The following is a 25903-nucleotide window of genomic DNA, read 5'->3' on the forward strand; positions in this document are numbered from 1 at the left end:
GGGCTGCCCCGGTCTCGAACCCGACCGAGCCGGGGCGTAACGTTATGGGTGTCCGGTACCGGGGTGAGCCGGTGTGTCGTCAGGCGGTGGAACGTGATGCGGAAGCGAAGCGGTACCCAGGTCTTCCGGATCACCGGAGCCAGGCAGAGCCTGGCCGAGGACGTCCGCGGCAGGCAGCGCCGCTACATCATCTCGATGAGCATCCGCACCCTGGCGGTCGTGCTGGCCGCGGTGCTGTGGAACGTGGAACGGCACGTGGCCGGCGTGGCGCTGGTCGCGGGCATGCTCCTCCCCTATGTCGCCGTCGTGATCGCCAACGCCGGCCGGGAGAACGTGCCGTCGCTGCCTTCGACGTTCGTTCCGACGACCGTCCGACCGATGCTGACCGCCGGCGCCGGGGAGCCGCGGGCGGAATCCGACCCGGAACCCTCCGCTCACCTTTCCGAGGACTCCTCGGACGCACGCGGCTGACCTGCCACGCCGTCGCAGCCTCAAGAAAACCTCAGATCAATCATGTGGTTCCGGTGCACCGCGCCCCATGCCGCATGACATACTGCGTACGCGCTCCGCATCCCCCGTCGGAGCGACGGACCGACGCCGGGCGGCTCCCCCCGTGGCTGCCCGGCGTCGCCATGTCCGGGTTAGGGTCGGCGGTGTGAACTCCCCCGACACCTCCCCGGATTCCATGATCTGCTCCGCCAAGGGCTGCCGGGCGCCCGCCGTCTGGGTGCTGGCGTGGAACAACCCGAAGATCCATACGCCGGAGCGGCGGAAGACCTGGCTGGCGTGCGAGGAGCACCGCGAGCACCTGTCGAAGTTCCTGGGCGTCCGCGGGTTCCTGAAGGACGTCGTGACGCTGGAAGAGTGGTCGGCCGCCGAGCACTGAGCCCGCACGGACGCCCCGGACACGGGGCGGTGGGCGCGTGACGCCCGGGGCATGGCGCGGCAGGCGCGTGACGCTCGGGCACGGGGCGGCGGGCGCGTGACGCCCGGGGCATGGTGCGGCAGGCGTGTGTGACGCCCGCCCGCCCCCGGCTCAGCCGCCGATCGCCGACATGGGCCGGTCCGGCTGGAGGAAGTCGGGGTCGTCCAGGCCCGAGCCGGCCTTCTTCCCCCACATCGCCACCCGCCACAGCCGGGCGATCTCCTCGTCCGGCGCGCCCGAGCGCAGCGCCCCGCGCAGGTCGGACTCCTCGCGGGCGAACAGGCAGGTGCGCACCTGGCCGTCGGCGGTGAGTCGAGTGCGGTCGCAGGCCCGGCAGAAGGGCCGGGTGACCGAGGCGATGACGCCGACCCGGGCGGGGCCGCCGTCGACCAGCCAACGCTCGGCGGGCGCCGAGCCGCGCTCCTCCTCGGCCTCCTGTGTGAGCGAGAAGCGGGTCCGCAGGCTGGCCAGGATGTCACCCGCGGTGATCATGTTGTCCCGCTGCCAGCCGTGCTGCGGGTCCAGCGGCATCTGCTCGATGAAGCGCAGTTCATAGCCCTGTTCCAGGGCCCAGGCGAGGAGATCGGGTGCCTCGTCGTCGTTGAGGCCGGACATCAGCACGGTGTTGATCTTGACCGGGGTGAGCCCGGCGGCGCGGGCGGCCGCGAGTCCCGCGATCACGTCGTGGTGGCGCTTGCGCCGGGTCAGCGCCTGGAAGACGTCGGGGCGCAGGGTGTCGAGCGAGACGTTGACCCGGTCCAGACCGGCGCCGCGCAGCGCCTCGGCGGTGCGTGCCAGGCCGATGCCGTTGGTGGTCAGGGAGAGCCTGGGGCGGGGCGCGAGCGCGGCGCAGCGCTCGACGATGGAGACCAGACCGGGGCGGAGCAGCGGCTCGCCGCCGGTGAAGCGGACCTCGGTGACACCGAGGTCGGTGACCGCGATACGGACGAGTCGGACGATCTCGTCATCGGTGAGCAGCTCGGGCTTGGCCAGCCACTGCAGGCCCTCCTCCGGCATGCAGTAGGTGCAGCGCAGGTTGCAGCGGTCGGTCAGCGACACCCGTAGATCGGTGGCGACGCGGCCATAGGTGTCGATCAGCACGGCGGCGACCCCTCCACGGATTTCGGATACATGCGCTTCGCTCAATTGTCCCGCAGCGTACGCGACAGGCGCGATCTTCAACAGTTCGTTGAGTGAACGGTCCGTTCAGACGGTCTCGCGCGGTGGACCGTCGCGCGTGCGGGCCTTCGGCGGCGCGGGGTGCGCGAGCGGGCCCGGCGGCACGGGCAGGGCCCCGCGCGGTCTCCCGCGCGGGGCCCTGGGGCCGGGCGGCGGCCGCCTCGGCCGGCGCGCCCGGCGTACGCGCCGGCCGGGTGCTCAGTGCGCCCCGTAGCCGGTGAGGGAGCGGACCTCCAGCTCCGCGTACTTCTTCTGGTCCGGCTCCTCCTTGGAGAGCAGCGAGCCGAGCCAGCCGAGCAGGAAACCCAGCGGGATGGAGATCAGGCCCGGGTTCTCCAGCGGGAACCAGTGGAAGTCCACGTCCGGGAACATCGAGGTCTCCTTGCCGGAGACCACCGGCGAGAAGAGCACCAGGAAGACGGAGGAGAACAGCCCTCCGTAGATGGACCACAGCGCCCCCTGGGTGGTGAAGCGCTTCCAGAAGAGGCTGTAGAGGATCGTCGGGAGGTTGGCGGAGGCCGCCACCGCGAAGGCCAGCGCCACCAGGCCGGCGACGTTCAGATCGCGCGCGAAGACACCGAGGACGACGGCGACGGTGCCGATGCCGACGGTCGCCCACCGCGCGGCCGCGACCTCCTCCCGCTGGGTCGCCTCCCCCTTGCGGATGACGTTGGCGTACAGGTCGTGCGCGAAGGACGAGGAGGAGGCGAGGGTGAGCCCGGCGACCACCGCGAGGATGGTGGCGAAGGCCACCGCCGAGATGACCGCGAGCAGCACCGGGCCGCCGAGCTCCTCGGCGAGCAGCGGAGCCGCCGTGTTGCCCGACTTGTTCGAGGCGATGATGTCCTCGCGCTTGAGCAGCGCGGCGGCGCCGAAGCCCAGCGCGATGGTCATCAGGTAGAAGGCGCCGATGATGCCGATGGCCCAGTTCACCGACTTACGGGCGGCCTGGGAGGTGGGGACGGTGTAGAAGCGGATGAGGATGTGCGGCAGGCCGGCGGTGCCGAGCACCAGGGCGATGCCGAGCGAGATGAAGTCGAGCTTGGTGGTGGCGGTGGCCCCGTACTTCAGCCCCGGCTCCAGGAACGACGCGCCCACACCGCTGTTCCGGGCCGCCTCGCCGAGCAGCTTGGAGACGTTGAAGTCGAACTTGAGCAGCACCAGGAAGGTGATCAGGAGCGTGCCCACGATGAGCAGCACCGCCTTGACCATCTGGACCCAGGTGGTGCCCTTCATGCCGCCGATGGAGACGTAGAGGATCATCACCACGCCGACCAGGACGACGATCAGGATCTTGCCGGCCTCGCTGGTGATGCCGAGCAGCAGCGAGACCAGCACGCCGGCCCCCGCCATCTGGGCCAGCAGGTAGAAGATCGACACGACGATGGTCGAGACGCCCGCCGCGGTGCGGACCGGCCGCTGGCGCATGCGGTAGGCGAGCACGTCGCCCATGGTGTAGCGGCCGGAGTTGCGCAGCGGCTCGGCCACCAGCAACAGCGCCACCAGCCAGGCGACGAGGAAGCCGATGGAGTACAGGAAGCCGTCGTAGCCGGCGAGGGCGATGGCGCCCGCGATGCCGAGGAAGGACGCGGCCGACATGTAGTCACCGGAGATCGCCAGCCCGTTCTGGAATCCGGAGAACGAGCGTCCGCCGGCGTAGAAGTCGTTGGCGTCCTTGGTCTGCCGTCCCGCCCAGACCGTGATGACGAGGGTCGCGACGACGAAGACCGCGAACAGCGAGATGATCAGCGGCCGGTGCTCACCGGCGCTGTCGGCGGCGAGACCGATCCCGTCGACGGCGAGGAGGGAGTGGGTGGCGCCGCTCATTCACCCTCCTCCAGACGGGACTTGATCGCCAGCGCGCGCGGGTCGAGCTTCTCGGCGGCGTGCCGCGCGTACCACCACGCGATGAGGAACGTGGTGACGAACTGGGCGACGCCGAAGACCAGCGCGATGTTGATGTTGCCGACGACCTTGCTGCCCATGAAGTCGCCCGCGTAGTTGGACAGCAGGACGTAGAGCAGGTACCAGCTGACGAAGGCGACGGTGAGCGGGAAGGCGAACGAGCGGTGCGCTCGGCGCAGTTCGCCGAACTCAGCGCTCTCCCGCACTTCGACATAGCGTGGATGGTGCCGTTTCCCCTGCTCATCGACGGGTGCGGTGTCCACTGTCTCTCCTGGTGACATACGGGGGGGGAACGAGAGTGATACGGATCACGCATGGTAGGGCGGGGGCAGTGGTCTTCGACAGAGCTGGGTGATGAAAAGTGATCACAACTCCGCTTCAGATGACCGCCGTTGTGATCAACCCGGCGCCCTCACTACACCAACACGCTCCCGTTTGGCGCCTTCTCACGACGAACTGCGCCCGAACGCAACCCTCTTTGTCGCCCTATCCGCGAGTTGTGGCGGGTTTTCTTCCGCGATCCATTGATTGCCGACCATGATCGGCGCTAGCTTCACTCGTCATGTACCCGTCCGTACGCGAGTCGCGTGTGCGGGCGGCTTATGGATGATGTGGAGATCCCATGGTTCATCTGCGATCCAGACGTCGGCGCGCGCTGTTGGCGCTGCCGGCCGGACTGGCGCTCACCGCGTCCCTCGGGTTCCTGCCGAGCGGCGCCGCGGCCGCCCCGCAGGCCGCGCCCACCGCCACGGTGGTCACCGACGGCCCGCTGCTGTCGTACGTGGTGAACACCACCGCCGACAAGGCGACCGTGGAGCGGGTCAGCAAGGCCGTCAAGGCCGCCGGCGGCAAGGTGGTGACGGCGCACCAGAAGATAGGCGTGATCGTCGTCCACTCCGCCAACCCGGAGTTCGCGAAGACCATCCGCACCGTCAAGGGCGTGCAGTCCGCGGGCGCCACCCGTACCGCGCCGCTCACCCCGGTGGCCACCACGGACGTCGGCAAGCCGGACAGGGTGAAGGCGCCGCGCACCACCGTCGCCGGCAAGGCGAAGTCCCTGAAGTCGGGCAAGGAGCCGCTGGAGCCGCTCCAGTGGGACATCCCGGCGATCAAGGCCGACAAGGCCGCCAAGGTCAACCCGGGCAGCAAGAACGTCACCGTCGCGGTCATCGACACCGGCGTGGACGACACCCACCCCGACCTGGCCCCGAACTTCTCCGCCAAGCAGTCCGCCAACTGCGTGGGCGGCGTGCCGGACACCCGTCCCGGCGCCTGGCGCCCGTACGACCCGGCCGAGGACTACCACGGCACGCACGTCGCCGGCTCGATCGCCGCGGCGCGCAACGGCGTCGGGGTCACCGGTGTCGCCCCGGGCGTGAAGATCTCCGGCATCAAGGTCAGCGACCCGACCACGAGCCTCTTCTACGCGGAGTCCGTCGTCTGCGCGTTCGTCTTCGCCGCCGACCACGGCGTCGAGGTGACGAACAACAGCTACTACGTAGACCCGTGGATGTTCAACTGCAAGGATGACCTCGACCAGGGCGCCATCGTTGACGCCGTGAGCAGGGCCGCGAAGTACGCCCAGAGCAAGGGCGCGATCAACGTCGCCTCGGCCGGCAACTCCAACTTCGACCTGGCCGCCAAGTCGATCGACGACAAGTCGAGCCCCAACGACACCAAGCCGACGGACCGCACCATCGACCCGTCGAAGTGCCTGGACGTGCCGACCCAGCTGCCCGGCGTCGTCACCGTCTCCGCGACCGGTGTGCAGAACCTGAAGTCGTACTACTCCAACTACGGCCTGGGTCAGGTCGACGTGGCCGGCCCCGGTGGCGACAAGTACCAGGTGCCCGAGCTGCCCGCCAAGGACGGCCGCATCCTGTCCACCATGCCCGAGGGCGACTACGCCTACCTCCAGGGCACCTCGATGGCCGGGCCGCACGTCGCCGGTGTCGCCGCGCTGGTCAAGAGCGCGCACCCCAAGTCCAGCCCGCAGGAGATCCAGTGGCTGCTGAAGGCCAACGCGGACAACCCGGGCTGCCCGACCGCGCCGTACGACCCGGACGGCGACGGTGACCTGGACGGCACCTGCACCGGCACCAAGCACGTGAACAACTTCTACGGCTACGGCATCGTCGACGCGCTGGACGCGGTCACCAAGTGACGCGCTGAGCCCTCGGGGGCGGGGCGGCCGGCCCGGCGCCGCACGGCGGTGCCGGTGGCCGCGCCCACCCGGGTACGCGGCCGCCCACGCGGCCGCCCCGCCCCCCGCGCCGTCTTTCGGAAGGGCACCACGGAAAGGCACCACGGAAAGGCACCACACACCCGACGAACTGGAGTTCCCATGGCTTCGCGCCCCGCACGACTCCTGCGCACCGCGGCCATACCCGCGGCCGTCGCCCTCACCGCGACGCTCGCCCTGCTGCCCACCGGCGCCACCGCCGCCGACGCCGGCACCGCCGCCGGCCCCACGACCGTCGCCGACGGCACCTCGCTCAGCTATGTGGTCAACGTCCGTCCCGGACGTACCGACGCACGGGTGGTCCAGAAGGCCATCGCCGACGCGGCGGGCAAGGTCGTCATCGCGTACGACAAGATCGGCGTGATCGTCGTCCACTCCGCCAACCCCGACTTCGCCAAGGTGATGCGCGAGGTCCGCGGCGTCCTGTCGGCCGGCGCCACCCGCACCGCCCCCCTGTCCGCCCAGTCCACCACCGACATCGGCACGCCGAAGCTGCTGTCGGAGAAGGAGCAGCGGGCGGTCGCGGCCCGGGCCGAGGCGGGCCAGGACCCGCTGCAGCCCCTGCAGTGGGACCTGCCCGCCATCAAGGCGGACAAGGCGCACGAGAAGTCGCTGGGCAGCCGCGACGTCACCGTCGCGGTCATCGACACCGGCGTGGACGACACCCACCCGGACCTGGCGCCCAACTTCGACCGCGCGGCCTCCGTCAACTGCGTCTCCGGCGCGCCGAACACCGCCGACGGCGCCTGGCGCCCCGGCGAGCACGAGAGCCCGCACGGCACCCATGTGGCCGGTGAGATCGCCGCCGCGAAGAACGGCGTCGGCGTCACCGGCGTCGCGCCCGGGGTCAAGGTCTCCGGCATCAAGGTGTCCACCACCCAGGGCTTCTTCTACACCGAGGCCGTCGTCTGCGGCTTCGTCTGGGCCGCCGAGCACGGCGTGGACGTCACCAACAACAGCTATTACACCGACCCGTGGATGTTCAACTGCACCACGGACCCGGACCAGCGGGCCCTGGTCGACGCGCTCACCCGGGCGACGAAGTACGCGGAGCGACGCGGCGTGGTCCACGTCGCCGCGGCCGGCAACGAGAACTACGACCTGGCGGCGGACTCGCTCACCGACCCGAGCAGCCCCAACGACACCACCCCCGGTGACCGGACCGTCGACCCGTCCGTCTGCCCGGACATCCCGGCCCAGCTCCCCGGCGTCGTCACCGTCTCCTCCACCGGGGCCAAGACCCTCAAGTCGTCCTTCTCCAACTACGGCCTCGGCGAGATCGACATCGCGGCCCCCGGCGGCGACAGCACCGCCTACCAGAAGCCTCAGCCCCCGGCCACCAGCGGCCAGATCTACAACACGCTGCCCGGCGGCAAGTACGGCTACATGGCCGGCACCTCCATGGCCTCCCCGCACGTCGCCGGGGTCGCGGCGCTCATCAAGAGCACCCACCCCAAGGCCACGGCCGCCCAGGTCAAGCGCCTGCTCGCGAAGCAGGCCGACGACCTCGCCTGCCCGGAGCCGTACGACATCAACGGCGACGGCAAGCCGGACGCCGTCTGTGAGGGCGACGCGAAGTTCAACGGCTTCTACGGGGCGGGTCTCACGGACGCCCTGGACGCCGTGACGAAGTGACCTCAAGCGCCTGAGACGGGCGGCACCCGCAGCGGCCTTCGCCACTGGCGGGCGGGCGGCACCCCGGTACGCGATCCGGGGTGCCGCCCGTGCCGACCGCGGAAGCGCCAGGCACGGCGGAGGTGCCGGGCACGGCAGGCGGGGCCGGGGGCCACGGGCGGGGCCCCTGCACCATCCGCAGGGCGTCGAGGGCCGGCGGCGACAGCGCGGAGTCCCGCAACCCGGCGAGCGGCAGCCACGCCACCTCACCCGTGGCCTCGTCGGGCTCCACCACCGCCGGTGGGCCGCTCTTCAGGTCGACCAGGTAGAACAGCGCCGTCAGATGCCAGCTCACCCCGAGCCGCCGCGCCACATACGTCCGCGCGTCCACCAGCCGGGCGTCCAGCGGATAGAGCCCGGTCTCCTCCCGCAACTCCCGCGCCAGCGCCTCCACCGGCTGCTCCCCGGGGTCGACGCCCCCGCCGGGCAGGTGCCACACCCCGGGCGCGAAGACCGGCGAGGCGTCCGTCAGCCGGGTCAGCAACAGCCGGTCCTCGGCGGTGGCGATGGCGTACGCCGAGATCCGTAAGCGCGTCTGACGGTCCAATGATCCCCCTGGCGAGACGACGGACTGGGCACTCTAGTCCAACCACCTGTCCGGCTCCCGATGTGCCCACGCATGTGGCGGCGTAGCGTGGGAGTACCTACCTGGCGGGGTGACCATGCAGTTCCCTGAAGAGTCGATCGGCGACCGCGTCGCTCGGTTACGCCTCCGGCGCAAGCTCACGCAGGAGCAGCTCGCCGAGCGGGCGCACGTCTGCGTCGACGTCGTCCGGAAGCTGGAGCAGAACCGGCGCCACGCGGCGCGGCTGTCCACGTTGAACGCGCTCGCCCGAGTGCTGGACGTCGAGACCTCGGTGCTGGTGGGCCAGCCGACCACCTTCGAGGCGCGGGAGGACGGCGACGCGCCGTCGGTGTTGGCGCTCCGCCAGGCGGTGTCGCCCGTGGCCGAGTTGCTGGGCGAGGACCCCGATCCCGAGGAGGCGCCGACCATCGGCGCCCTGCGCGCCTCGCTGCGGTCCACCGAGCACATCCGCCGCGAGGGGCGCATGGGCGAGATCGGCGCCCTGCTGCCCCAGCTCATCGCCGACGCGCGGGCCGCGACCCGCGCCTGCACGGACGCCGACAGGGCGGCGGCGTACGCGGTCCTCGCCGAGGCGTACCAGGTGGCGGCCACCACGCTCACGGCCCTGGGCAGGGAGGACGCCGGCTTCACCGCGTGGGAACGCTCGCTGGAGGCCGCACGCCGCTCGGACGACCCGAACCTGGAGACCGTCGGCGTCTCCACCCTGGCGTGGATCTTCACCAAGCAGGGCCGCCTCGAAGACGCCGAGCGCGTCGCCCTCACCACGGCCGAGCGGATCGAACCGGGCTTCCGCTCCCAGCCCGTCGAGCTGTCGCTCTGGGGGATCCTGCTCCTCCGAGCGGCGACCGCCCTGGTCCGGCGGGGCAAGTCCGACACCGTCGAGGACCTGCTGAACCAGGCGTCGGCCGCCGCGGCCCGCATCGGCCGGGACCGCCTCGACTACGCGACGCCCTTCGGGCCGACCAACGCCGGCGTCGCCAAAGTCAACTTCCTGGTGGAGCTGGGCCAGTGCGCCCAGGCCCTGCGCACCGCCCGGACCGTACCCGACCTGCAACGACTTCCACCCACCTGGCGTGCCCGCTTCCACGTCGACCGCGCCCTCGCCTACGCCGACCTCGGCAAGGAAGACCACGCCACCCGGGCCCTCCTCACCGCGGAGGCCACCGCCCCCGAGTGGATGCGCTACCACGGCACGGCCCGCCGGATCGTCACCGAACTACGCGGCCGCGAGCGCCGACGGAACTCACCGGTAGGGGAGTTGGCGGGGCGACTCGGGCTCGACGAGTAGGACGACGCGTCCTAGCCGCGCCCGGAGGTGGGACGTCCCGTCCCACCCTCGGGCCGAAGTGGTGCGCACGGTCCCTGGGGTGGGACCACGAGCGGCCATACCGTGCGGGCACCGATAGGGCGTCGGCCGCACCCCGCCAGGGCTCCCGGCCGACGCCGCTTCCCCGTGAGGAGCGTGACCGCCCGTGCCCATCCACCGCCCCGAACCCTGGTCGCCGCCGGCCGACCCGCTTGCCCAGCCTCTCCCGGCGGGCCGCTGGTGGGATGCCGTGCGGGTCGAGGCCGCGCTCGGCGCCCGCGCGTTGGAGTGGCTCGGGGAGGAGAGCGGGGCGGTCATCGAGGACCGGCGCGGCGCGGTCCTCTACTGGCTCGTGCGGCCCGGTGCCGCCGGGAGCTGGGCCGTCCCGCAGACCGCGGGGCTCGGCACCGGCCACTACGTCGCCGTGCCGCCGCAGCACCGGGTGGAGGGGCCCGGACCGTACTGGCGGGTGCCGCTCTCCCCCACGCGGTATCTCACCGACGTCGAACTGCTCGCCGTCGCGCTGCGCGCCGCGCGCTACGCCGAGTTGGGGCCGAGGAGCCTGCCACGCTACTGCTGCGTGTGCGCGCGACCGGTGGACGAGGCCGTGTTGATCTACCAGGACGCCGCCTCGGGCCCGGGGTCGGCTCGGTACGCGCACGAGGGGTGTGCCCCGCGCGCGGCAGCGGACCCCGAGGCGGAGGCGCGGCGAGGCGCGGTCGAGCGGAGCTGGCGCAAGGCGATCGTCCACCTCACCGACTGCGCGGCGTGCCACGCGACCGAGCGCGGGTGCGGGACCGGTCAGCGGCTGCTGCGGGCGCACCGGGAGTGCCGAAGGCTGGCCTACCCACCTCGGTGAGACGGGGCCGGGTGGGTCCCCCTCCGCGCGTCACGTCGTCGCCGGGACCGCCCAGGATCTCGCTCACGGGATCGCCCGGCCCCGTCGGCCGCGTGTCATGGGGTGATGAGCACCTTCAGCGCCGTCCGCTCGTCCATCGCCTTGTAGCCCTCGGGTACGCCGTCCAGGTCGACGGTCACGTCGAAGACCGGGGACGGGTCGATGGTGCCGTCGAGGATGTCCGGGAGGAGCTCGGGGATGTAGGTGCGGACGGGGGCGACGCCGCCGCGGAGGGCGATGTTCCGGCCGAACATGACGCCCAGGTCCAGGCCCGTCCCGCTGCCGTGTGGGGCGCCGACGTAGCCGATGGCGCCGCCGTGCCGGGTGATCTGGACGGCCGTCCGCATGGACTGCTCGGTGCCGACGGCCTCGATGACCGCGTGGGCGCCCTGACCCCTGGTCAGCTCGCGTACGGCCTCCACCGCGGCCTCGCCGCGCTCCGCGACGACGTCCGTCGCGCCGAAGGTGCGGGCGATGTCGGTACGGACCGCGTGCCGGCCCAGGGCGATGATGCGCTCGGCGCCCAGCCGCCTGGCGGCGAGCACGCCGCACAGGCCGACGGCGCCGTCGCCGACGACCGCGACCGTCGCGCCGGGGCGTACGTCGGCGCCGACCGCGGCGTGGTGGCCCGTGCCCATGACGTCGGACAGGGTGAGCAGGGCGGCCAGCAGCCGGTCGTCGGAGGCGGCGTCGGCGGGGAGCCCGACCAACGTCGCGTCGGCGAACGGGACGCGGACGGCCTCGCCCTGACCGCCGTCGAAGCCGGCCTGGCCCCAGAAGCCGCCGTGGGGACAGGAGGTGGGGAGGCCCTCGACGCAGTAGTCGCAGCTGCCGTCGGACCAGACGAAGGGGGCGACGACCAGGTCGCCGACGGAGAGGCCGGTCACGCCCGGGCCCGTCTCCTCGATGACGCCCAGGAACTCGTGGCCGATCCGCTGACCCGGCTGGCGCGCGGTCTCGCCTCGGTAGGGCCACAGGTCGCTGCCGCAGACGCAGGCGCGCAGCACGCGGACGACCGCGTCGCCCGGCTCGCGGACCGCGGCGTCGGGAACCTCCTCCACACGGATGTCGAACGGGGCGTGGAACGTCGTGGCGCGCATCAGCATCCTTGTCAGAGGTCAGGCTGGCGTACGGACCTCTCCGCACGACTCCGCATCTTCAACAACGCGGCGCCGCGCCATCTTCCCCAACAGGCCGACCGCCAGGGCGTACTGCGCCGCGACATACGTCAGCATGATCCAGAACTGCGGGACGGGCGGCTGCGGCCACTCCGCGATGCCCGTCGCGATGAGCGTGTCGGAGAGCAGGAACAGCGCGCCGCCGCCCGCCGCCAGCGGGCCCATGCGGTGCCCGCCCAGGGCCATGCCGGTGAGCAGGAGGCTGTAGCCGGCGACCGGAACGCGGAGCTCCGTCGGCAGGTCGGGCCACAGCAGGGCCACCGTGCCGAGCCAGGCCGCCCCGTAGACCGCGGTCACCGCCCGGCCCACCCGGCGCTCGCCGCCGCGGACGAAGAGCACCAGGTAGCAGACGTGGCCGGCGGCGAAGGAGGCCATGCCCGCCATGAAGGCCGCGTCCCCGCCGATCTGGAGCAGGGTGTCGCCGCCGCAGCCGAACAGCAGCGCCGCCGCCAGCACGCGCGGGCCGCCGAGGGCCAGGACGTACGCCGCGAGCACCGGCATCAGGGTCGGCTTGGTGAGCTGCTCCGCCGGTTCCGCGCCCGCCAGCAGGGCGGTCAGGTGGGCGGTGGTCAGCAGCCAGAAGACCGCCCACAGGGCACGGATCCTCCGCGTCACGCCACGTGTTCCTCGACCTGGGCGTCCAATGGCCGGGCCGCCGCCGACCGAGCCCCCGCCAGCGGAGCCACCTCGGCGGAAGCGGATCGCGGCTGCCACCCCGGGCCGCGGAAGACCCGCCCCAGCCGCTCCCGCCAGCTGTCCGCCGCCGCGACGTCCCGGGCGATGGCGGCGTACTCGTGGGTGGCCACGCGCAGCGGGTTGTAGGTGGCGATGTTCTTCGTCAGGCCGTAGACGGGGCGCTCGGTCTCGGGGACGAAGGAGCGGAAGAGCCGGTCCCAGACGATGAGGATGCCGCCGAAGTTGCGGTCCAGGTAGCCGCCTTGGGAGGCGTGGTGCACCCGATGGTGTGAGGGGGTGTTGAAGACGTACTCGATCGGGCGGGGCAGCTTGCCGACCCGCTCGGTGTGCACCCAGAACTGGTAGACGAGGTTGGTCGAGGCGCAGAAGCCGACCGCCGCCGGGTGCACGCCGAGCGCCACCAGGGGCACGTAGAACGGCCAGACCGTCCAGGTCGTCCAGGGTTGGCGCAGCGCGGTGGTGAAGTTGAACTTCTCGCTGGAGTGGTGGACCACGTGGCACGCCCACAGCACCCGGATGACGTGGTGGCCCCGGTGGGACCAGTAGTAGAAGAAGTCCTGGGCGAGCAGCATCAGCAGCAGCGTCCACCACAGTACGGGCACGCGCAGGGGCGTCAGCTCGTAGACGGCGGAGTAGATCGCGACGATCGGGATCTTCCAGAGGATGTCGAAGAAGACGCTCCCCAGGCCCATGGCGACGCTCGTCGCGGCGTCCTTCGTCTCGTAGCCCGCCGCGTCCTCGTCGGGACGCAGCCGGTAGCTCACCACCTCCACCGCGGTCAGCAGGACGAAGGCGGGAATGGACCACAGCACGACATCGGGCAGGTGCGGCATGTCGGCAACATAGAGCGGCTTCGGCGGGCGCGACTAGAGGTAGTTACCGATAAGTATGCGAGACCGGGCGTCAGCAACCGTTTTGTCCATATTCGTCACCCCGCTCACCTCCCCTCGCCCACCCTCCCCGTGACGCGGCGACAGGTGGCCGTCCGTCACTGTCAGCGGTGGCCCGTATCCTCAGGGACCATGCTCGAAGACCGCATGGCAGCCGCATCGCCGAATCCATGGCCGACCGCGTACCCCGAGGGGTACGCGGTCGTCGACGTGGAGACCACCGGCCTCAGCCGGGACGACCGGATAGTGTCGGCTGCCGTGTACCAGCTGGACGCCCGGGGCGAGGTCCAGGACCACTGGTACACGCTGGTCAATCCGCAGCGCGATCCCGGCCCCGTGTGGATCCACGGGCTCACCCGCGAGGTGCTGGCCGACGCCCCGCTCTTCCCGGAGATCGTCGGCGAGCTGTCCGCGCGCCTCGCCGACCGGGTGCTCGTCGCCCACAACGCCGTCTTCGACTGGTCGATGATCGCCCGGGAGTACGCCCGGGCCCGGGCCACCCCACCGGTCCGGCAGCGGCTCTGCACCATCGCGCTCTCCAAGGAGCTCGGGCTGCCGCTCCCCAACCACAAGCTGGAGTCGCTGGCCGCGCACTACGGCGTGGCGCAGGAGCGCGCCCACCACGCGCTGGACGACGCGCGGGTGCTCGCCGAGACCTTCCGGCCCAGCCTGCGCACCGCCGCCGCGTCCGGTCTACGGCTCCCCCTGCTCGCCTGCCAGCCGCTCACCGAGTGGGCCGAGGGATCCGCCGCCACCGGCGGCTCGTACGCCGGGATCGGCCGCCAGCGCTCGTCCTCCTCGGGCAGCTGGCGCCCCAGCCGCAAGCGGCCCGCCTGCCCTTACCCCAACCCCGGGCGCTATGAGCCGGGCGAGCAGCTGAAGCAGGGCATGCGGGTGGCCTTCTCCGGAGACACCTCCGTCGACCGCGAGCTGCTGGAGGACCGGGCCGTCGCAGCCGGGCTGCACGTCGCGACCAGTGTGTCCCGGCTCACCAGCGTGCTGGTCACCAACGACCCCGGCTCCCCCACCAGCAAGGTCGTCAAGGCCCGCGCCTACGGCACCCCGGTGATCGACGAGGCCGCCTTCACGCAGCTGCTCCAGCACGTGGTGCCCGCGAAGCCGTCGGCGTCCGGCTGACCCACGGCGCCGAGACGACGATCAGGTGAATGTCGGCGCGACGCGCCCGTCCGCCGGTCGGCCACCACCGGGCGGAGCCGCATGCTGTGGCGCATGGGACGTTGTGAGGTCTGCGGAAACGACTACCGGATGACGTTCGAGGTGCGCGCCGCGGGCGCGGTGCACGTCTTCGACTGCTTCGCCTGCGCCATCCACCGCATGGCGCCGATCTGCGAACACTGCCGCTGTCAGATCATCGGCCAGGGCGTGGAGGCCGACGGCCACTTCTACTGCGGGGCGCACTGCGCCCGCGCGGAGGGGAAGGTGGGCATCGTCGATCACGTCTAGCCGCCGCCCCGGCCGCGGCGGCTGGGGCCACCCTCCCCGCACACGCCCCACGGCCAAGTTGTACGGTCGTGGGGTGTACCGCTTCCTGTTGTCCCGGCAATGGGTGATCCTCACCCTCGTGGGACTTGTCCTGATTCCCTCCATGATCGAGCTGGGATTCTGGCAGTTCCACCGGCACCAGAACCGGGTAGCGCACAACGAGCTGATCGCCGAGAGCCTCAAGTCCCCGGCCGTCCCGGTCGGCGAGCTGACCGCCCCCGGCCGCCCGGTGGACCGCGCGGCCACCTGGCGCACGGTGACCGCCACCGGCACCTACGACACCCGGCACGAGGTCGTCGTCCGCCAGCGCACGGGCGCCAACGAGGCGGTCGGCTACTTCGTCGTCACCCCGCTGCTGCTCAAGGGCGGCGGCAAGGACGGCGTCAAGGGCGACGGCGCGGTGGTCATGGTCAACCGGGGCTGGATCCCGCCGGGCGGCGACCTCACCAAGTTCCCGGAGGTCCCCGCGCCCCCGCGCGGCGAGGTCACCGTCACCGGCCGGCTCCGGGCCGACGAGACGACCGGGAACAGCGGCATCAAGGACAAGTCCGGGCTGCCCGAGCGCCAGGTGATGCTGATCAACAGCGAACGGCTGGCCGAGCCGCTCGGCCGCCCCGCCCTCGGCGGCTACCTGGAGCTGATCAAGTCCTCTCCCGCCGGCCGTGAGCAGCCCACCCCGGTCGAGGAGCCCGACCACAGCAGCATCGGCTCCCACATGGCGTACGCGATCCAGTGGTGGCTCTTCACCGCGGGCGTCCCCATCGGCTGGGTGGTCCTCTTCCGCCGCGAGCTTCGCGACCGCGCGGAGGCGGCCGCGAAGGAGGCCAAGGAGGCCAGGGAGAAGGCGAAGGCCGCCGAGAAGGCCCCGGCCGACAAGACTCCGGCTGACGAGACTCCGGCCGACAAGGCTCCGGCGGCGGAGAACGAACCCGCCACGGAGACCGACACCGAGCCCGCCACCACCGACACCGACACCGACACCGACGCCACCGCCACCGCCGGCGGCACCGGCACCGGCACCGGCACCGCTGGCAGCACCGGCACCGCAAAGGCGGATGAAAGCCGCGAAGTCGCCCAAACAGCAGGCTCCGCGGACTAGCCCGGCGCCTCTCGGGCAAACGTCTCTGTGTGGGTCAACGCATCGAGGACTACGCGCTCATCGGCGACCACCAGACGGCCGCCCTCGTCGGCCGCGACGGTTCGATCGACTGGTTGTGCCTGCCCCGCTTCGACTCGGGCGCCTGCTTCGCCGCCCTGCTCGGCGACCGGGACAACGGCCACTGGCGGCTCGCCCCGGTCGACGGCGGCCCCTGCACCCGGCGCGCGTACCTCCAGGACTCCCTGATCCTGGAGTCCGTCTGGGAGACCGCGGCCGGCACCGTCAAGGTCACCGACTTCATGCCGCAGCGCGACCGCGCCCCCGACGTCATCCGCGTCGTCGAGGGCGTCTCCGGCCGCGTCGACATGCTCGGCGTGCTGCGGCTGCGCTTCGACTACGGGCGGGTCGTCCCCTGGGTGCGCCGCAGCGACGACCACCGGGTCGCCGTCGCCGGCCCCGACTCGGTGTGGCTGCGCTCCGAGCCCGCCGTGCACACCTACGGCCAGGACTTCAGCACCCGCTCCGAGTTCACCGTGTCCGCCGGCGAGAAGGTGACCTTCGTCCTCACCTGGCACCCCTCCCACCACGCCCGCCCGCGCCTGGTCAATCCACACCAGGCACTGCGCACCAGCCTCCACGACTGGCAGGCGTGGTCCGCCCGCTGCCGCTACTCCGGCCCCGACCGCGAGGCCGTGATCCGCTCGCTGATCACCCTCAAGGCCCTCACCTACGCCCCCACCGGCGGCATCGCCGCCGCGCCCACCACCTCCCTCCCCGAGGCCCTCGGCGGCGTGCGCAACTGGGACTACCGATACTGCTGGCTGCGGGACTCCGCGCTCACCCTGAACGTCCTGCTCTCGGCCGGCTACCAGGAGGAGGCCCGCGCCTGGCGGGACTGGCTGCTGCGCGCCATCGCCGGCGACCCGGCCGACCTCCAGATCATGTACGGCCTGGCGGGCGAGCGCCGGCTGCCCGAGTGCGAGCTGCCCTGGCTGGGCGGTTACGCCGACTCGGCCCCGGTCCGGATCGGCAACGCCGCCGTCAACCAGCTCCAGCTCGACGTCTACGGAGAAGTGCTGGACGCCCTCTTCCTCGCCCGCACCTCCGGGCTGCCCGGCCAGCCGCACGCCTGGAACCTCCAGCGCGCCCTGATGGACTTCCTCGAGTCCGCCTGGCGCGACCCCGACGAGGGGCTGTGGGAGGTCCGCGGCGGACGCCGCCACTTCGTGCACTCCAAGGTGATGGCCTGGGTCGCCGCCGACCGCGCGGTGCGCTCCATCGAGGCCCACCCCGCCCTCCCCGGCGACGGGGACCGCTGGCGGGCCATGCGCGACGCGGTCCACAAGGAGGTCTGCGAGCGCGGCTACGACCGCGAGCGCAACACCTTCACCCAGTCCTACGGCTCCGTCGAGCTGGACGCCGCCACCCTGCTCATCCCGCGGGTCGGCTTCCTGCCCGCCACCGACCCCCGCGTGACCGGCACCATCGACGCGGTACGTCGCCAGCTGGACCACGGCGGTCTCATCCGCCGCTACAGCCTCGAAGGCGACAACGTGGACGGGCTGCCCGGCACCGAGGGAGCGTTCATCGCCTGCTCGTTCTGGCTGGCCGACGCCCTGCAGCTGAGCGGCCGCGGCAAGGAGGCCCGCGCCCTCTTCGACCGGCTGCTGGACCTCCGCAACGACGTGGGGCTGCTGGCGGAGGAGCACGATGTGACCGCCGACCGCGCGCTCGGCAACTTCCCGCAGGCGTTCAGCCACATCGGTCTGGTGAACACCGCCCTTACCCTCGCCTCCACCGCCACGGCAGACTGACCCCCATGGATCTTGGCCTCAAAGACCGTGTGTACGTCATCACCGGAGCCACCCGTGGACTCGGCAACGCCACCGCCCGCGAGCTGGTGGCCGACGGCGCGAAGGTGGTCCTCACCGGGCGCGACGAGAAGTCCGTGGAGCGCGCCGCCGCCGAGCTCGGCCCGAACGCCTTCGGCGTGGCCGCCGACAACGCCGACCCGGACGCCGCCGAGCGCCTGATCGCCCACGCCCGGGAGCGCTTCGGCGGCTTCGACGGCATCCTCGTCAGCGTCGGCGGCCCGCCCGCCGGCCGGCTCGCGGACAACACCGACGAGCAGTGGCAGTCGGCGTTCGAGTCGGTCTTCCTCGGGGCGGTCCGGCTGGCCCGCACCGCGGCCGACGCGCTCTCCGCGGGCGGAGTGATCGGCTTCGTCCTCTCCGGCTCCGTCCGCGAACCGATCCCCGGCCTGACCATCTCCAACGGTCTGCGCCCGGGGCTGGCGGGGTTCGCCAAGTCCCTCTCGGTGGAGCTCGGCCCGCGCGGCATCCGCGTCGTCGGACTGCTCCCGGCCCGTATCGACACCGACCGGGTGCGCGAACTCGACGCCCTGTCCGGGGACGAGGCGGCCGCCCGGCGCCGCAACAGCGAGGCGATCCCGCTGCGCCGCTACGGTACGCCGGAGGAGTTCGGCAAGGCGGCCGCCTTCGTGCTCTCCCCCGCCGCCTCCTACCTCACGGGCCTGATGCTTCCGGTCGACGGCGGCGCACTGCACGCACTCTGAAACCACCGCCCCCGCGAACCGCTCGCGCCGCGCGCGGCCCGGGGCCATGTCCCCGGGCCCATGCCCGGGGGCGCCATGCTCCGGGCCCATGTCCGGAGGCGCCATGCTTCGGCCCATGCCGGGGGCGCCATTGCCGTCATGCCCGGCCGCCCCCGGCCGTAGTCGCGCACGAGCCACCGCCGGCCGACACCCGGTCGGCTTCCCTCGGCCGAGGGCGCCGGCGCGCGCCGTCAGCTGACCCGTTCCGCCCCGTGGCGGACCGCGCGCACCCGTACCTCTGTCGGGAGCCGCGCCAGCCCCACGGAGGAGCGGGCGTGCTCGAGCACCTCGCCCCGCACCTGTTCCAGGGCGCGCACCGGCTGCGCCCGCGCGGCGAGCATCAGCGCCACCCGTGCCTCGGGCGCCGTACGCCGCCCGCGCAGGACGACACGGGCCCGCTCGACCCCGTCCAGCGACTCGGCGTCCGCCGCCATGACCGCCTCCAACGCCCGCCCGCGCACCACCGCGGCGGCACCGGCCTCGATGTCGTCGGCGCCGACCGCGACCTCCCCCAACTGGCGCCGCCGTAGCTGCGCCAGCAGCCACCACAGGGCGAGCAGCAGGACCGCGCCCAGGCAGCCGATGACCGCCGGCCACCACCATCCCTGGTCGCGCCACCGGGTCCGGTCGGCCCGGCTGAGCGGCACATCGTGGGGGCCGGCGAACGGCCACCACACGTCCTCCGCGATCCCCCAGCGTCGCCGCAGGTCCAACCCGGCGACCAGGACCGCGCCGCCCAGCAGGACCAGCGCCAGCCCCACCAACCCGACCAGCACTCGGTTGACCGTCCGCAGCACGCTCCGCTCACCCCTTCGATGGCCGCCGGACCCGCAGCGAGAGCGCGGGTTGCCGGGCCAGGCCCAGCTGCCGTACTCCCTCGGCGAGCACTCTGTCGAGATCCGCCCGTACGTCGTCCAGGTCCCGGAAGTGCGAGACGACCCGCGCCCGCACCCGGCGGCGCCCCACGTCGACGCGGACGGAGCGGACTCCCGCCACCTCCATCGCGCGGTCGCGCAGCACCAGTCCGGCCGCCCCGCGGTCGAGCCCGGCGCGCACGTCGGGGCTGTCCCGCCGCATCGGCAGCAGTCTCCGCAGCCCCGGGGTCACGGCGAGCACCACCAGCCAGCAGCCCACCAGCAGCACCACGGCGGCCGCGCCCACCACCCAGCCGCTGTCGAGCGGCCGGGTGGCGAGTTCGTCGGCCAGCTCTCGGCGCCAGCGCATCGCGGGGCGTCCGGCGCGCACCGCCGCCACGTCGTAGAGGAGCAGGCCGGTGCCGGCCAGCACCAACGCCGCGACGATGGCGGCGGGCACCCGGCGCGTGGACCAGAACCGCCGAACCGGGCGCGGGCGCACGGAGCCGGGCGCGGGCTCGCCCGGAGCGGGCTTCTCGGGCGGCGCCGCACCAGCCGCCTCGACACCCGCCCCCGGACCGCCGTTCCCTCGCGCGTCGCCCGCGCCCCGCGTACCGCCCGTAGGGCGGGAATCTCCGGGGTCGCCCGTGCGGGCGGCGACGCCCAGGTCGCCGGTACGGCCCGTGCCTCCCGCCGGGCCTTCCGGGGCGCTGGTGCGGCCCGCACCGTCCGGGGCGGCCGAACGGCTGGTGCCGCCCGTGTCGTCCGGGTCGTTCGTACGGCCCGCGTCGCCCGTGCGGTCGCTCACCGGACACGCCCCCCGCCCACGCGCGTCAGCTGCGGCGCGTGCAGCCGTTCGACCGTGACCGCCACCTCGGGCACCTCCATGCCGGCCAAGTGGCCCACCCGTTCGGTGACCTGACGGCGCACCGCACCGCACTGCGTGCCGATGTCGGACGGATAGCCGAGCTCCACCGTGACCCGGACCCGCACCACGTGGTCCCGCACGGCGACCACGGCGTGCGGCCGTGGCGCCGTGGGGCCCTCGCGCAGCGCCTCCCGTGCCGCCTGTGAGGCGATCTTCGCGACGACCCGGTCCGCGATGCGTGTGGCACCGCGCTCGGCGGGCTCGACCACTCTGCCCTCACCGACCCCTGCGCTCTTCGCGCTCGCGGGACTCGCGGCTGCGGAAGAGGTCGCCCGGCTCCAGGTCGCCGTCCAGCACCCGGCCGACCACGAACCCGACCGCTCCCAACGCCGCTACCAGCAAGAACGCTCCGAAGCCACCGAAGTACCCGGCGAAGCCGAGGCCCATTCCGGCGATCAGCCCGATCACAGCCATGCTCACGTTTCCGCTCCCCTCGTCCGGCGGCCCCACGGCCGTCGGTCCTCAGGCCGCTACTGGATCCGCGGCTCCTCTTCCTCCTCCTCGGGCAGCTTCACATCGCTGACCGCGATGTTGACCTCGACCACCTCGAGGCCGGTCATCCGCTCCACCGCGGAGATCACGTCCTCCCGCACATTGCGGGCGACATCGCCGATGGAATAGCCGTAGTCCACGACGATGTCCAGGTCGAGAGCCGTCTGCACCTCGCCCACCTCGGCCCGCACGCCGCGGGTCACCGAGCGGCCGCCGCCGGGCACCCGGTCCCGCATGGCACCGAAGGTGCGCGCCATGCCGCTGCCGGTGGTGTGCACTCCCTCGACGTCCCGGGCCGCCAGGCCGGCGATCTTCTCGACCACACCGTCGGCGATGGTCGTCCTGCCGCGCGAACCCGGGTCGCCGCCGCCCCTCCGGGTCGGCTGGCCACCACCTGACTTCCTGAGAGATTCGCGCGGCTCGTTCTCGTTCTCGGGCCGGTTCCGTGGTGCGGTGTCGGTCATCGCCGATCACCCCTTCCGAAGGAAGATCCGAAGGAAGATCCGAGGGGCGGAACACGCCGCTCCTCTTGCCACCCTAAACGCGCCGCCCCCGACACGCTCCAACGATGTGGCACACGTGCGACCCCGCCGCTCGAACGGGTGGGTCGTCCGCCCGGCTCCCCCGGTGTGCGGCAGGCTGGGCGCAGGTACGGGCGTCGGGTGAGAAAAGGGGTGACGGCCGTGGTCGCCGACCGGCTGGCGCGGACGGTGCGGGAACAGCTCGGCATCGGCCGGCTGCTACCACTGGGCGGTCCCGCGGACGGCGCCTGGCTGACCGAGCGCGCCGCGGACGGGGTGCTGCGCGCCGCTGCCCGCGCGGTGCCCGGCGTACGGCTGGACAGGCTGCGGATCGGCCTGGCCGACCCGGCGCGCACGGAGCCGCCGGCGCTCCCGCCCCCGCCGAGCGCGCTGCCGCCGGGCCCGTTGCGCGTCGAGGCGACGCTCGCGACGGTCATGGACCGGCCGATCCCGGAGGCGGCTGAGGCCCTGCGCACGGCTCTGCACACCGCGTCGACACGGCGGCTGGGGCTCCGGGTCGAGAGGGTGGACCTACGGGTCACGGGACTGGTGGACGAGCCACCCGCCGGCCCGGCCGTCGAGGCTCCCGGCGGCCGCGACACCGGTGGGCCGGCCACGCCCGGCAGACCGGCGGACCTCTCGGCGGCGGACCTTCCGCCCGCCGCGGCCGCCGTCGCGGCGGCGACAGCCGGGGTGCCGGGGGTGACCGGCCTGGCCGCCGCCCTGGGGGGCTCGGGGCGCGCGGTGACGATCGAGGAGCGCGCGGACGGCACCCTCGCGGTGCTGGTCCAGTTGGCGGTCGCCGCCGACCACCGCGCGCTGGACGTGGCCCTGGCCGTGCGCGCGGCGGTGGCGGAAGCGGCCGCCACCCCGACGGTGTCGGTGCTGGTGACGGCCGTGGACGCCTGAAGCGCGCGCGTCCGGGGCTCACCGGGGCTCGTCGCGCGGGCCGGCGGTGCTCGGACGGGCGAGGCTCGGGAGGTCCGGTTCGGGACGGGCGGCGCTCGGGACGGGCCGCCGGGGCTCGTCGCGGTCGGCCGGGGAAGCGTGACGGGCCGGCCGGAGAACCGTGACGGTCGGCCGGGGCTCGTGCCGGGCCGGCCCGCCGGCGACTCAGTCCGAGAGCCCCGCGAGGTCGCGCAGTCGGCGTGCCTGGGCGGCCCGCTCCGCGGCGCGCTGCTCGTCATAGGTCCGGTCGACCGCGCCGCGCAGCAGCGCCTTGGTCTCGATCACGGCGTCGCGCGGGGCGGCGAGCAGCGCCGCGGCCAGGTCCTGAACGGCGGAGTCGAGTTCCGCGGCGGGCACCACCAGGTTGGCGAGGCCGGTGCGCTCGGCCTCGTCGGCGTGGACCGCGCGGCCGGTGGCGCAGATTTCCAGCGCCCGCGCGTAGCCCACCAGCCCGACCAGCGGATGGGTGCCGGTGAGGTCGGGGACCAGGCCGAGGCTGGGCTCGCGCATCGCGAACTGCACATCGTCCGCGCAGACCCGCAGGTCACACGCGAGGGCCAGCTGGAAGCCGGCCCCGATGGCATGGCCCTGGACGGCGGCGATGGAGATGATGTCGTTCCGCCGCCACCAGCTGAACGCCTCCTGGTAGCCCGCTATGGCGGCGTCCAGCTCGGCGTCGGTGGAGCGCGCGAGATCGAGGAACGACGGCTCCCCGTCGAAGCCCTCCGGGGTGAAGCCCTGCCGGTCGAGTCCGGCGGAGAACGACGGGCCTTCGCCGCGCAGCACCACGACCCGCACGCTTCCGGGCAGCAGTTGCCCGGCCTCCGCCAGCGCCCGCCACAGCGCGGGCGTCTGGGCATTGCGCTTGGCGGGATTACGCAGGGTTACGATTGCCACCGCGTCATCGATGGTGAGGTGTACGCCGTCCTTGTCGAGCAGGGTCACTGGGAGCCTCCGGTGGGCCGCAGTCAGTTTTAGTTAACTGCACAGTAACCACCCGGCCGACCGGTTGATCAACCGGGTGGCACTGCCCGTTTTCACCGGAAACGACTTTCAGCGGCCGCCGACGGCCGGACGACCGACGACACGACGACCGGCACCGTACGGCCCCGTCGCCGCGAAGCGCCGGGCAGGCGTCAGGCCGAGGCGGCCTTCTTGCCCCGCGTCGCGCCACCGCGACCACGCAGCGTGACTCCGGATTCGCTGAGCATCCGGTGAACGAAGCCATAGGAACGTCCGGTCTCCTCGGCCAGCGCCCGAATGCTCGCACCGGAGTCGTACTTCTTCTTCAGGTCTGCCGCGAGCTTTTCGCGCGCGGCGCCGGTCACCCGGCTGCCCTTCTTCAGAGTCTCGGCCACCCGTGCCTCCTCATGGGAAGTGCGCTCTGGACTCTCATGATCACCCCTAGCCGGCCTCCTGGCCACCCATTCGGCAAGGTCCATGAGACAAGACTTCGGCGAAATCGCGGCCCGAGAGGCGGCGGAATGCCATATTCCGGCGCTGTCCGGCCATGACGCCATCCGGATCCGGACGCGAAGCACCTGGTCAGAGCGCACACGAGTGGCTACGGAGTGAAACGACCCGGCGCGTGCCACGCGGCGCGCGCCGGGCGGTTGCGGCGCGCCGCGATATGAGCCCTTCTCACTCAGATGATGGATCACCCATCGGCCGAATGATCCATCGCACCTTGATCAAGAGACCGGAGGGCGATCCGGGGTGAGCGGCTCAGGCGAGGGCGACGAGGTCCGCGTAGTCCTGACCCCACAGGTCCTCCACACCGTCCGGGAGCAGGATGATCCGCTCCGGCTGGAGGGCGTCGACCGCGCCCTCGTCGTGGGTGACGAGGACGACCGCGCCCGCGTAGGTGCGCAGCGCGCCGAGGATCTCCTCGCGGCTGGCGGGGTCGAGGTTGTTGGTGGGCTCGTCGAGCAGCAGCACGTTGGCGGAGGAGACCACGAGGGTGGCCAACGCCAGCCGGGTCTTCTCGCCGCCGGAGAGCACGCCCGCCGGCTTGTCGACGTCGTCCCCGGAGAACAGGAACGAGCCGAGCGTCTTGCGGATGTCGACCAGGTCCAGGTCGGGCGCGGCGGAGCGCATGTTCTCCAGGACGGTGCGGTCCGGGTCCAGGGTCTCGTGCTCCTGGGCGTAGTAGCCGAGCTTCAGACCGTGGCCAGGGGTGACCTCGCCGGTGTCCGGCTGCTCCACCCCGGCCAGCAGGCGCAGCAGGGTGGTCTTGCCCGCGCCGTTGAGGCCGAGGATGACGACCCGCGAACCCTTGTCGATCGCCAGGTCGACGTCGGTGAAGATCTCCAGCGAGCCGTAGGACTTGGACAGGCCCTCCGCGGCCAGCGGGGTCTTGCCACAGGGCGCCGGGTCCGGGAAGCGCAGCTTCGCCACCTTGTCGGAGACGCGCATCTCCTCCAGGCCGGACAGCAGCCGCTCCGCGCGGCGGGCCATGTTCTGCGCGGCGACGGTCTTGGTCGCCTTGGCGCGCATCTTGTCGGCCTGGGCGTTGAGTGCGGCGGCCTTCTTCTCGGCGTTGGCACGCTCGCGCTTGCGGCGCTTCTCGTCGGCCTCGCGCTGGGCCTGGTAGAGCTTCCAGCCCATGTTGTAGATGTCGATGACCGAGCGGTTGGCGTCCAGGTAGAAGACCTTGTTGACGACCGTCTCGACGAGGTCGACGTCGTGGGAGATCACCACGAAGCCGCCGCGATAGGTCTTGAGGTAGTCCCGCAGCCAGACGACGGAGTCGGCGTCCAGGTGGTTGGTCGGCTCGTCCAGCAGCAGGGTGTCGGCGTCGGAGAAGAGGATCCGGGCCAGCTCCACGCGGCGGCGCTGACCACCGGAGAGGGTGTGCAGCGGCTGGCCGATCACCCGGTCGGGCAGGCCGAGGCTGGCGGCGATGGTCGCGGCCTCCGCCTCCGCGGCGTAACCGCCCTTGGTGAGGAACTCGGTCTCCAGGCGCTCGTACTTCTTCATCGCCCTGTCGCGCGTGGCGCCCTTGCCGTTCGCCATGCGCTCCTCGTTCTCGCGCATCTTGCGGAGCACGGTGTCGAGTCCGCGGGCGGAGAGGATGCGGTCACGGGCGAGCACGTCGAGGTCGCCGGTGCGCGGGTCCTGCGGGAGGTAGCCGACCTCACCGGACCGGGTGATGGTGCCCGCGGCGGGGATGCCTTCACCCGCGAGGCACTTGGTGAGCGTGGTCTTGCCCGCTCCGTTGCGGCCGACGAGGCCGACGCGGTCCCCCTTGGCGATGCGGAAGGACGCCGTCTCGATGAGGACGCGGGCTCCAGCGCGCAGCTCGACGCCGGTGGCGGTGATCACGGATTTACTCCTGGGCAGGATGGGCGGCGGGAACGGACTGACGGGAGATGGGTCGGACCACGCCGTCTAATGCACGAGGAGAAATGCCATGGGGTCAGTTTAGCGGGCAGCGCAAACCGTTTTATCGGCCTCGAACGGCTC

General features: G+C 72.5%; 26 protein-coding genes and 1 pseudogene. 12 read left to right on the forward strand and 15 right to left on the reverse strand.

Annotated elements, in window-relative coordinates; all coding sequences use genetic code 11:
• The first annotated feature begins 96 nt into the window (after nt 1–96).
• Together CD790_RS19275 and CD790_RS19280 are read left to right on the forward strand one after the other, a co-directional pair.
• The gene (locus CD790_RS19275) at nt 97–471 is read left to right on the forward strand and encodes a DUF3099 domain-containing protein (protein WP_144384532.1); all 375 of its coding nucleotides are present in this window, start codon (nt 97–99) and stop codon (nt 469–471) included.
• 214 nt (nt 472–685) lie between these two features.
• Complete coding sequence (locus tag CD790_RS19280) at nt 686–886, forward strand: hypothetical protein (RefSeq protein WP_399217929.1); 201 nt, start codon at nt 686–688, stop codon at nt 884–886.
• 150 nt (nt 887–1036) lie between these two features.
• Here CD790_RS19280 and moaA read toward each other — a convergent pair whose 3' ends face one another.
• From moaA to CD790_RS19295, 3 genes are all read right to left on the reverse strand, one after another.
• A complete protein-coding gene (gene moaA / locus CD790_RS19285; protein WP_144384534.1) occupies nt 1037–2026 on the reverse strand; it encodes a GTP 3',8-cyclase MoaA in 990 nt (329 codons plus the stop codon).
• A gap of 276 nt (nt 2027–2302) precedes the next feature.
• On the reverse strand, nt 2303–3931 hold the full coding sequence (locus CD790_RS19290) for a cation acetate symporter (RefSeq protein WP_186319127.1): 1629 nt from the start codon (nt 3929–3931) through the stop codon (nt 2303–2305).
• The gene (locus CD790_RS19295) at nt 3928–4272 is read right to left on the reverse strand and encodes a DUF485 domain-containing protein (RefSeq protein ID WP_260867717.1); all 345 of its coding nucleotides are present in this window, start codon (nt 4270–4272) and stop codon (nt 3928–3930) included. The genes CD790_RS19290 and CD790_RS19295 overlap by 4 nt, the downstream gene beginning before the upstream one ends.
• Nucleotides 4273–4631: 359 nt before the next feature.
• On the opposite strand from CD790_RS19295, the gene CD790_RS19300 reads away from it, so the two are divergent.
• Together CD790_RS19300 and CD790_RS19305 are read left to right on the forward strand one after the other, a co-directional pair.
• The gene (locus tag CD790_RS19300; protein ID WP_144384536.1) at nt 4632–6173 is read left to right on the forward strand and encodes a S8 family serine peptidase; all 1542 of its coding nucleotides are present in this window, start codon (nt 4632–4634) and stop codon (nt 6171–6173) included.
• A gap of 180 nt (nt 6174–6353) precedes the next feature.
• The gene (locus tag CD790_RS19305) at nt 6354–7886 is read left to right on the forward strand and encodes a S8 family serine peptidase (RefSeq protein WP_144384537.1); all 1533 of its coding nucleotides are present in this window, start codon (nt 6354–6356) and stop codon (nt 7884–7886) included.
• Here the strand turns inward: CD790_RS19305 and CD790_RS19310 are convergent.
• Nucleotides 7855–8472, reverse strand: a complete 618-nt coding sequence (locus CD790_RS19310) for an NUDIX hydrolase (RefSeq protein WP_144384538.1) — start codon at nt 8470–8472, stop codon at nt 7855–7857. The genes CD790_RS19305 and CD790_RS19310 overlap by 32 nt on opposite strands.
• Before the next feature lie 115 nt (nt 8473–8587).
• Here CD790_RS19310 and CD790_RS19315 point away from each other — a divergent pair, with 115 nt between their 5' ends.
• Both CD790_RS19315 and CD790_RS34725 read left to right on the forward strand, forming a co-directional pair.
• Nucleotides 8588–9799, forward strand: a complete 1212-nt coding sequence (locus CD790_RS19315) for a helix-turn-helix domain-containing protein (RefSeq protein WP_144384539.1) — start codon at nt 8588–8590, stop codon at nt 9797–9799.
• A gap of 184 nt (nt 9800–9983) precedes the next feature.
• Nucleotides 9984–10676, forward strand: coding sequence for a hypothetical protein (locus tag CD790_RS34725; RefSeq protein ID WP_186319128.1), 693 nt, complete (start codon nt 9984–9986; stop codon nt 10674–10676).
• A 95-nt stretch (nt 10677–10771) separates the two neighbouring features.
• Here CD790_RS34725 and CD790_RS19325 read toward each other — a convergent pair whose 3' ends face one another.
• Genes CD790_RS19325 through CD790_RS19335 form a run of 3 tightly spaced genes read right to left on the reverse strand, consistent with a single transcriptional unit; the run spans nt 10772 to nt 13422 of the window.
• Nucleotides 10772–11815 (reverse strand): zinc-dependent alcohol dehydrogenase family protein, encoded by a 1044-nt coding sequence (locus CD790_RS19325; protein ID WP_144384540.1) that lies wholly within the window; start codon nt 11813–11815, stop codon nt 10772–10774.
• A gap of 18 nt (nt 11816–11833) precedes the next feature.
• The gene (locus CD790_RS19330) at nt 11834–12508 is read right to left on the reverse strand and encodes a lysoplasmalogenase (protein WP_144384541.1); all 675 of its coding nucleotides are present in this window, start codon (nt 12506–12508) and stop codon (nt 11834–11836) included.
• Complete coding sequence (locus CD790_RS19335; protein WP_144384542.1) at nt 12505–13422, reverse strand: sterol desaturase family protein; 918 nt, start codon at nt 13420–13422, stop codon at nt 12505–12507. The genes CD790_RS19330 and CD790_RS19335 overlap by 4 nt, the downstream gene beginning before the upstream one ends.
• A gap of 189 nt (nt 13423–13611) precedes the next feature.
• Between CD790_RS19335 and CD790_RS19340 the strand changes: the two genes are divergently transcribed.
• The 5 genes and pseudogenes from CD790_RS19340 (at nt 13612) to CD790_RS19360 (ending at nt 18656) form a co-directional block, all read left to right on the forward strand.
• Nucleotides 13612–14616, forward strand: a complete 1005-nt coding sequence (locus CD790_RS19340) for a DEDDh family exonuclease (protein WP_144384543.1) — start codon at nt 13612–13614, stop codon at nt 14614–14616.
• 93 nt (nt 14617–14709) lie between these two features.
• Nucleotides 14710–14943, forward strand: coding sequence for a hypothetical protein (locus CD790_RS19345; protein ID WP_144384544.1), 234 nt, complete (start codon nt 14710–14712; stop codon nt 14941–14943).
• A gap of 73 nt (nt 14944–15016) precedes the next feature.
• A pseudogene (locus CD790_RS19350) lies at nt 15017–15919 on the forward strand (SURF1 family protein); the annotation flags it as partial.
• 191 nt (nt 15920–16110) lie between these two features.
• Nucleotides 16111–17895 (forward strand): glycoside hydrolase family 15 protein, encoded by a 1785-nt coding sequence (locus CD790_RS19355; RefSeq protein ID WP_144384545.1) that lies wholly within the window; start codon nt 16111–16113, stop codon nt 17893–17895.
• A 5-nt stretch (nt 17896–17900) separates the two neighbouring features.
• Nucleotides 17901–18656 carry an SDR family oxidoreductase gene (locus tag CD790_RS19360; protein WP_144384794.1) on the forward strand — a complete coding sequence of 252 codons (756 nt, stop codon included), beginning with the start codon at nt 17901–17903 and terminating at the stop codon, nt 18654–18656.
• Between the two features lie 230 nt (nt 18657–18886).
• Here the strand turns inward: CD790_RS19360 and amaP are convergent, their stop codons facing one another.
• The 5 genes from amaP to CD790_RS19385 form a co-directional block, all read right to left on the reverse strand.
• Complete coding sequence (amaP, locus tag CD790_RS19365) at nt 18887–19492, reverse strand: alkaline shock response membrane anchor protein AmaP (protein ID WP_144384546.1); 606 nt, start codon at nt 19490–19492, stop codon at nt 18887–18889.
• 7 nt (nt 19493–19499) lie between these two features.
• Entirely contained in the window at nt 19500–20216 is a 717-nt protein-coding gene (locus tag CD790_RS19370) for a DUF6286 domain-containing protein (protein WP_144384795.1), read from the reverse strand.
• Nucleotides 20217–20353: 137 nt separating this feature from the next.
• Nucleotides 20354–20686 carry a hypothetical protein gene (locus tag CD790_RS19375; protein WP_144384547.1) on the reverse strand — a complete coding sequence of 111 codons (333 nt, stop codon included), beginning with the start codon at nt 20684–20686 and terminating at the stop codon, nt 20354–20356.
• A 7-nt stretch (nt 20687–20693) separates the two neighbouring features.
• Nucleotides 20694–20897: a hypothetical protein gene (locus CD790_RS19380; protein ID WP_144384548.1), complete on the reverse strand. Its 204-nt coding sequence runs from the start codon at nt 20895–20897 to the stop codon at nt 20694–20696.
• Between the two features lie 50 nt (nt 20898–20947).
• Entirely contained in the window at nt 20948–21433 is a 486-nt protein-coding gene (locus tag CD790_RS19385) for an Asp23/Gls24 family envelope stress response protein (RefSeq protein ID WP_144384549.1), read from the reverse strand.
• A gap of 219 nt (nt 21434–21652) precedes the next feature.
• Between CD790_RS19385 and CD790_RS19390 the strand changes: the two genes are divergently transcribed.
• Entirely contained in the window at nt 21653–22399 is a 747-nt protein-coding gene (locus CD790_RS19390; protein WP_144384796.1) for a hypothetical protein, read from the forward strand.
• 204 nt (nt 22400–22603) lie between these two features.
• Here CD790_RS19390 and CD790_RS19395 read toward each other — a convergent pair whose 3' ends face one another.
• The 3 genes from CD790_RS19395 to CD790_RS19405 all read right to left on the reverse strand — a co-directional run bounded on the left by CD790_RS19395 (nt 22604) and on the right by CD790_RS19405 (nt 25762).
• A complete protein-coding gene (locus tag CD790_RS19395; RefSeq protein ID WP_144384550.1) occupies nt 22604–23383 on the reverse strand; it encodes an enoyl-CoA hydratase/isomerase family protein in 780 nt (259 codons plus the stop codon).
• Nucleotides 23384–23574: 191 nt separating this feature from the next.
• Nucleotides 23575–23796, reverse strand: coding sequence for a helix-turn-helix domain-containing protein (locus CD790_RS19400; protein ID WP_030021347.1), 222 nt, complete (start codon nt 23794–23796; stop codon nt 23575–23577).
• Nucleotides 23797–24163: 367 nt separating this feature from the next.
• On the reverse strand, nt 24164–25762 hold the full coding sequence (locus CD790_RS19405) for an ABC-F family ATP-binding cassette domain-containing protein (RefSeq protein ID WP_144384552.1): 1599 nt from the start codon (nt 25760–25762) through the stop codon (nt 24164–24166).
• Between the last annotated feature and the right edge of the window lie 141 nt (nt 25763–25903).

The sequence above is a fragment of the Streptomyces sp. SAJ15 genome (assembly GCF_007595705.1).
Lineage (GTDB): Bacteria > Actinomycetota > Actinomycetes > Streptomycetales > Streptomycetaceae > Streptomyces.